Raw genomic sequence first — 6,375 nt, 5'->3', positions numbered from 1 at the left:
ACCGTGGCGCCCGCCGGCCCGTCCACGCGGTACAGGAGGTTGCGCGCCGGCGCCGGCGCCTGCGCGACGGCCGGCGCGGCACTCGCCAGGGTGCCTGCCGCCAGGAAGGCCGCGGCGGCGTTGCGTACGAAACGCTTCATGGAGATGCCCGGTCCGGGGATGCCCGCGGGACCCTCCGGCGGACGTCGGATGATACGCCCCGGCGCCGGGGCGGGTTTCGTCCCGTGGAGGCGGGCCCCGCGAGGGAGCGACTGAAGTCGCCGCAACTACGGCGGAAAGCCTCACAAACTGCGTGAGGCTTCAACGACGCGGATCGTGCCCCGGTGCACCTCGGCCGATTCGTGCTGGGGCAGTCCGCGCAGGCGGACTTCGTGCCTTTCCAGCGGCGAATTCATTCGCTCCTGGTCCTGCGTGAGGCCGGCTTCACCCGCGGGGGCCCTCACCCGGCTCGTTCCTCGCCTCCCTCTCCCGCAAACTGCGCGGGAGAGGGGATACACCCCGGATCCTGCCCGACTCGGGCCCGCCTGCTTCATCTCGCGATCGCGCAGACTCGCATCACCCGCAGAACGCGCGCGCCGTCCGCACGAGGATCTCGGCCGTCTGGCGGACAGACTCCAGGTCCACCCACTCCACCGCCGCGTGCGCGCCCTCGCCCGCCGGGCCGATGACGACGGCATCGATCCCCGCCGCGCCGATGAGCGACGTGTCCATCCAGTACGGCGCGCCCATCCGCACCGGCGCGCGGCCCAGCACGGCCTCCGCGGCGTCGGCCACGACGGCGGTGATGGCCGCGTCCGGGCGCGCTTCCCACGCATCGCGCGAAAGCACGGGGCGCACGGTGGCGCGGAACGTCTCGTCCTCCGCCGACAGCGCGTCCACGATGGCCTGCACCTGCGCCACGGCGTCCGTCTCCGTCTCGCCGGGGATGGTGCGCCGCTCGATCCGCAGCACGCAGCGCGCGGCGTACGTGCTCCATCCCGTGCCGCCCCGCAGCGTGGCCGCGTGCAGCGACGGCGGACCCACGACGGGGTGCGGATCGGACGCGACCAGGCGTGCGCCCAGCGCCTCCAGCCGCGCCAGCACGCGGCCCATCCGCACGTTGGCGTCGATCCCCACCTGGTAGCCGCTGCCGTGCGCCGCGCGCCCCTCCGTCTCCACCTCGATCCAGCAGAAGCCCTTGTGCGCCACCACCATGGCCAGCTCCGTGGGCTCGGTGACGACGGCGGCATCGGCCGTGTGGTGGCGCAGCACCTCCATCATCCCCAGGCTCGCCTCTTCCTCGTCCGCCACGCTGGCGATGAGCAGGTCGCCCGCGAGCGGACGGCCGGCATCGACGATCGTCTTCGCCGCGGACAGGCACGCGGCCAGGCCGCACTTCATGTCGTACGCGCCGCGGCCGTACATCCGCCCGTCGCGCACCTCGGCGGCCCACGGGTCCGGCATCCCCTCGATCCCCACCGTGTCGTGGTGCGCGTACAGCAGGAGCGACGGGCCATCCTCCGTGCCCCGCAGCCGCCCCACGACGCTCACGCGGCCCGGCGCCGGCTCGTGCGCGTGCGTCTCCATCCCCAGCGCGTCCATGGCGGCGCGCACGTAATCGGCCACCTGCCGCTCGTCCGTCGTGCCGCCGCTGAACGCCGGGTTGATGGAGTTGATGCGCACCAGCTCGCCCAGCGTGCGCACGAGGTGCTCGAAATCCACGGCCATGGTCGTCGGCCCCAATGGGAAGAAGGCGAAGGCGCGTCCGCGCGCCTTCGCCTTCAATTTATGCGCGTCCCGCCCCGCGGGTTAGAAGCTGTAGACGAAGTTCACGAGGGGAAAGAACTCGTCCGCGTCCAGGCTGGTGGCAATGCCCAGGTCCGCCGACAGCCGCTCGCCAAAGAAGCGCACACCGCCGGACACCACGACCCCGTCCTCACCCGGCGCGAAGTAGTTCTCCGTGATGAGCTTGGTGCTGGCGCCCGTGCGCAGCTCCCCGCCGATCATGGCCACCGGCTGGTTGGAGAACTCGTCGCCGCTGAAGCCGAAGCCCACCCCCGCCGTCACGGACCGGTCGGGGCCGCCGTACGTCCCCACGCCGTAGGCCACGCCCACCACGTCACCGTCGTCCCCGGCCATCAGCACGCCGGCGGCGGCGGCCATGGTCTCCGTCTCCACCAGCGTGAGCTTGGGCGCCACGTACCACAGCTCGCCGATCACGTCGGGGACGATGGGCGTGCCGCCCGAGATGCTGAAGTTGTCCGTCACGCCGTACGTGAGGAACGGGAACAGCACCTCGTATACGCCCAGGTAGCCGCGCCCGGCGCCCACGGCACGCGCCGTGGGGCCAAAGAACAGCCGCGTGGCGTTGGGATCGCGCGGCCACACGCGCCCGGCCACCACGCGCGCCTCCGTGGCCGTGATGCTCGCGATCTGCCCGCGCCGCAGCCGCACGGTGGCGCCCGCCTGCGTCACGATCTCCACCTCGTCGCCGGCGTTGCGGGTGACGTGGCCGTACAGCACGGAGCCGTCCGTCAGGCGGATCTCGTAGAGCGTGTCGCGCGCGGCAGCGGAGTCCGGCACCTGCGCCGACGCGCGATGCGGAGGGGCCAGCGCGCTCGCCAGCAGCGCCGCGCACAGCAGCAGGGGGCGGATGATGGAAGGACAGGGCTTCATGATGCGGATGGATGGATGAAGGGGAAGGCAGTCGCGCGGAACGGCGCGTGGGGCGGGATGGGGGCAACGTAGTCCGCGCCCGGCGGCGATGCAAACGTTTCAGGGCAGGATCCCGGGCGACTCCCCCTCCGGACCGCCCCGCGGCGGCGACGTGACACCCACGGGACGCGCCGGTCCGTCCCCCTGTCCTACGCCGGATGACGCGGACGGTGCGATGATGGATGCGCAACGTTGCGAGCGCAAACCATCCACCGAAACTCGAGGCAAATCCCATGAGAAAGCTCGTGCTTCCCCTGCTGGCCCTGTGCCTGTCGGCCGCCGCGTGCAGCGACGCGGCCCAGGCGCCCACGGCCGCCCGGCCCGACGCGGAGATCCAGCGCAGCGGCTCCACCCTGTTCCGCGTGGAGATCCAGGTGGCGGCGTCCAATCCCGACCACCCGGTGTGGAGCCTGCGCGCCGACCTGGCCAACAACTCGCTCTCGCGCGACCAGTACTACTTCACGTGGACCAACAACGCCACCGGGCAGGTGGTGGCGCAGGGCTACGGCGTCTACTACTACCACCACGACGCGGCCCCCACCGCGTACGTGGACTTCACGGTGGAAGTCACGGGCCCCGAGGGCTACGCCACGGACACGTGGATCCACGATCCCGGCGCCGACGTGCCCGCGCCGGGAACGGGCGGCACGTGCAGCCTGGGCTGGAAGCAGTACTGCCCCACCGGCGGCGCCTGATCACCCGCCGCGGTTCCGGAGCGCGCGGGGGCGCGGCCAGGGAGGCCGCGCCCCCGCGCACTTTGCCGCAAGCGCCCCGCGCGGTTAGATTTGCGGGGTTTTGGCTAACACGAATCCGAACGCATCCGCGCACATCCGCAGCATGAGCGACATCCGGCGCAGGCAGACCGTTTCCGTGAACGTGGGCGGGGTGATGGTGGGCGGCGCGCACCCGGTGGTGGTGCAGTCCATGACCAACACCGACACCGCCGACGTGGAAGGCACCGTCCGGCAGGTGGCGGCCCTGTGGCGCGCGGGCAGCCAGATCGTGCGGGTCACGGTCAACAACGACGAGGCCGCGCAGGCCGTGCCCTACATCGTGGAGTTCCTGCGGGCGCGCGGCGTGGACGTGCCCATCGTGGGCGACTTTCACTACAACGGCCACCTGCTGCTGACCAGGTACCCGGAGACGGCGCGGGCGCTGGCCAAGTACCGCATCAACCCGGGCAACGTGGGCGCCAAGCGCCACGACGAGAACTTTCGCGCCATCATCGAAAAGGCCATCGAGTTCGGCAAGCCCGTGCGCATCGGCGTGAACTGGGGCTCGCTGGACCAGGCGCTGCTCACGGAGATGATGGACGCCAACGCGCGCCTGCCCGAGCCCGTGCGCAAGGACGCCAAGGAGGTGATGATGGACGCGATGACGGAGAGCGCCCTGCGCTCCGCCACCTTCGCCGAAGCGTGCGGGCTGCCGCACGACCGCATCATCCTCTCCGCCAAGGTCAGCGGCGTGCAGGACCTCGTGCGCGTGTACCGCAAGCTGGCGCCCCTGAGCGACTACCCGCTGCACCTGGGGCTCACCGAGGCCGGCATGGGCACCAAGGGGATCGTGGCGTCCACGGCGGGGCTCAGCATCCTGCTGCAGGAGGGCATCGGCGACACCATCCGCGTGTCGCTCACGCCCAAGCCGGGCGGCGACCGCACCGAAGAGGTGCACGTGGCGCAGCAGATCCTGCAGTCGCTGGAGATCCGCTCCTTCGCGCCGCAGGTGACCAGCTGCCCCGGCTGCGGACGGACCACGTCCACGTACTTTCAGCAGCTGGCGGAGAGCATCCAGGGCTACCTGCGCGACCAGATGCCCGTGTGGCGCGACACGCATCCTGGCGTGGAGGAGATGAAGGTCGCCGTGATGGGATGCGTGGTGAACGGGCCGGGCGAGAGCAAGCACGCCAACCTGGGCATCAGCCTGCCGGGAACCTTCGAGGAGCCCAAGGCGCCCGTGTACGTGGACGGCGAGCACTTCACCACCCTGCGCGGCGACCACATCGCCGACGAGTTCAAGCGCATCCTGGACGACTACGTGGAGTCGCACTACCCCGCGCGGCCGGCGCTCGCGGAGCCCGTCGGCGTCTGACGCGGAGCAAAGGAGCGGCCGCGAGCCTCGTCGGTTCGCGGCCGCTATCTTCAGGCCAACGCAAATCCTTATCCGACATATACTGCAGAATCGAATCCGGGTGTTGATATTCAGCGCGGGATCCGTTCGTCCGGAACGGGATCCCGTCCACATCTCTCCCGGAGGGCGGCAGCATGAAGCGACTGATCCCCGCGTTGTTCGTGGTACTCGCGGCGGGCGGATACGGAGCGGCCACGGCGGCTCCCGCCGCGCCGGCACCGCCCGCCGAAAGCGTGGCGCCTGCCCAGGCGCTCTCGGTGTTCATCGGCGGGCTCCGGCGCATCAACTCCAGCGCCTGGTGCACGTGGGAGGCGAACGTCTCGGGGGGCACGCCGCCGTACAGCTACTCGTGGAGCAGCGTGGGCGGGGGCGGAAGCGCGTTCGGCGAGACCTGGTACGGCAACTTCCCCGTCTCCGGCTCCGTGAGCGTGGTGGTCACCGACGCGCTGGGCGCGACGGGCAGCGCCACGGCCAACGTGGCGTCCATCTACAACGGTCCGCTCTGCCCCTGAGCAGCGTCCATCGACGGATCGAGGCCGCGGGCGAGTGATTCGTCCGCGGCCTCTTTCACGCGCTGACGTTCCCTGCTCGACGGGTTTCCTGATGCACGGGACCCTTCCATCCGCCGCATTGCGCCTGCTATCCTGTCTCTGAGAGGCCGCTGAATCCGCACGGTGTTCACGCTGGTGCGTTCGTTGCGGCATCTTGTGCGCTTTCGGCGCACAAGTTTACACTCGGGCGTACCTGTGCCCGAGAGGAGAGATGGCCACGGCAGCCCTGAAGCGCATCACCCCGGACGAGTACCTCGCCCGCGAGCGGCACGCCGAGTTCCGGAGCGAGTACCTGAACGGCCGCATCCTCGCGATGACGGGCGCCAGCCTGCAGCACGCCGAGATCGTGCTGAACATCGGCAGCACGCTGCGGGACCGGCTCCGCGCCCGCGGCTGCCGCGTGTTCGTCAACGACGTTCGCGTGCGGATCGCCTCCGTGTCCGGGTACGTGTATCCCGACGTCGTGGCGCTCTGCGGCACGCCCGCGGTGCTGGACACGCGTCCTCCCACGCTTACGAACCCGCACCTGGTGATTGAGGTCCTGTCCGGGACGACCGAGCGCTACGATCGCGGAGAGAAGTTCGAGGCGTATCGCGCGAGCGAAGCCCTCGCGGAGTACGTGCTGGTGGATTCGCGGCGCGTGCACGTGGAGCGCTACGTCCGCCACGGCGACTTCTGGGTGCACTCCGCCGCGACGGAGCTGGACACGACGCTGGAGCTCTCCTCCGTGGGCACCGCGCTCACCCTGCGCGAGATCTACGCGGACGTGCAGTTCGACGGCGGATCAGAGGAATGATCGGGAGCATATATGATCGCACAATTGGGGACCGGGACGGCAGGCCGTGGGCGATGTTCGTCCGCGGCCTCTTTCACGCGCTATCGAAGCTGACGAATGGCCACTTTGCGCACGTCGCTCTTCCGATCTCCGCATCACACCTGCTATTCTATCCTGACAAGCCGCTGAATCCGCACGGTGTTCACGCTGGCGCGTTCGTTGCGGCAT

General features: G+C 70.4%; 6 protein-coding genes. 4 read left to right on the top strand and 2 right to left on the bottom strand.

What is annotated here, in order from left to right:
- Window positions 1-555: 555 nt before the first annotated feature.
- Both VFZ20_RS05460 and VFZ20_RS05455 read right to left on the bottom strand, forming a co-directional pair.
- On the bottom strand, window positions 556-1,707 hold the full coding sequence (locus VFZ20_RS05460; RefSeq protein WP_329682826.1) for a M20/M25/M40 family metallo-hydrolase: 1,152 nt from the start codon (window positions 1,705-1,707) through the stop codon (window positions 556-558).
- A gap of 81 nt (window positions 1,708-1,788) precedes the next feature.
- The gene (locus VFZ20_RS05455) at window positions 1,789-2,655 is read right to left on the bottom strand and encodes a hypothetical protein (protein ID WP_329682825.1); all 867 of its coding nucleotides are present in this window, start codon (window positions 2,653-2,655) and stop codon (window positions 1,789-1,791) included.
- Between the two features lie 272 nt (window positions 2,656-2,927).
- Between VFZ20_RS05455 and VFZ20_RS05450 the strand changes: the two genes are divergently transcribed.
- The 4 genes from VFZ20_RS05450 to VFZ20_RS05435 all read left to right on the top strand — a co-directional run bounded on the left by VFZ20_RS05450 (window position 2,928) and on the right by VFZ20_RS05435 (window position 6,168).
- Entirely contained in the window at window positions 2,928-3,389 is a 462-nt protein-coding gene (locus tag VFZ20_RS05450; RefSeq protein ID WP_329682824.1) for a hypothetical protein, read from the top strand.
- A gap of 142 nt (window positions 3,390-3,531) precedes the next feature.
- Window positions 3,532-4,782 (top strand): flavodoxin-dependent (E)-4-hydroxy-3-methylbut-2-enyl-diphosphate synthase, encoded by a 1,251-nt coding sequence (ispG, locus tag VFZ20_RS05445; RefSeq protein ID WP_329682823.1) that lies wholly within the window; start codon window positions 3,532-3,534, stop codon window positions 4,780-4,782.
- 173 nt (window positions 4,783-4,955) lie between these two features.
- Window positions 4,956-5,333 carry a hypothetical protein gene (locus tag VFZ20_RS05440; protein WP_329682822.1) on the top strand — a complete coding sequence of 126 codons (378 nt, stop codon included), beginning with the start codon at window positions 4,956-4,958 and terminating at the stop codon, window positions 5,331-5,333.
- Between the two features lie 250 nt (window positions 5,334-5,583).
- Window positions 5,584-6,168 carry a Uma2 family endonuclease gene (locus VFZ20_RS05435; protein WP_329682821.1) on the top strand — a complete coding sequence of 195 codons (585 nt, stop codon included), beginning with the start codon at window positions 5,584-5,586 and terminating at the stop codon, window positions 6,166-6,168.
- Window positions 6,169-6,375 lie beyond the last annotated feature (207 nt).

The organism is Longimicrobium sp. (assembly GCF_036280135.1).
GTDB lineage: Bacteria > Gemmatimonadota > Gemmatimonadetes > Longimicrobiales > Longimicrobiaceae > Longimicrobium.
The sequence above is the reverse complement of the archived record's forward strand: the minus strand, read 5'-3'. Positions and strand labels throughout refer to the sequence as shown.

What these genes read in the sequence shown, in the direction of transcription:
- VFZ20_RS05460 (WP_329682826.1), bottom strand. Translation starts at nt 1,707, where the DNA reads ATGGCCGTGGATTTCGAGCACCTCGTGCGCACGCTGGGCGAGCTGGTG.
- VFZ20_RS05455 (WP_329682825.1), bottom strand. Translation starts at nt 2,655, where the DNA reads ATGAAGCCCTGTCCTTCCATCATCCGCCCCCTGCTGCTGTGCGCGGCG.
- VFZ20_RS05450 (WP_329682824.1), top strand. Translation starts at nt 2,928, where the DNA reads ATGAGAAAGCTCGTGCTTCCCCTGCTGGCCCTGTGCCTGTCGGCCGCC.
- ispG (WP_329682823.1), top strand. Translation starts at nt 3,532, where the DNA reads ATGAGCGACATCCGGCGCAGGCAGACCGTTTCCGTGAACGTGGGCGGG.
- VFZ20_RS05440 (WP_329682822.1), top strand. Translation starts at nt 4,956, where the DNA reads ATGAAGCGACTGATCCCCGCGTTGTTCGTGGTACTCGCGGCGGGCGGA.
- VFZ20_RS05435 (WP_329682821.1), top strand. Translation starts at nt 5,584, where the DNA reads ATGGCCACGGCAGCCCTGAAGCGCATCACCCCGGACGAGTACCTCGCC.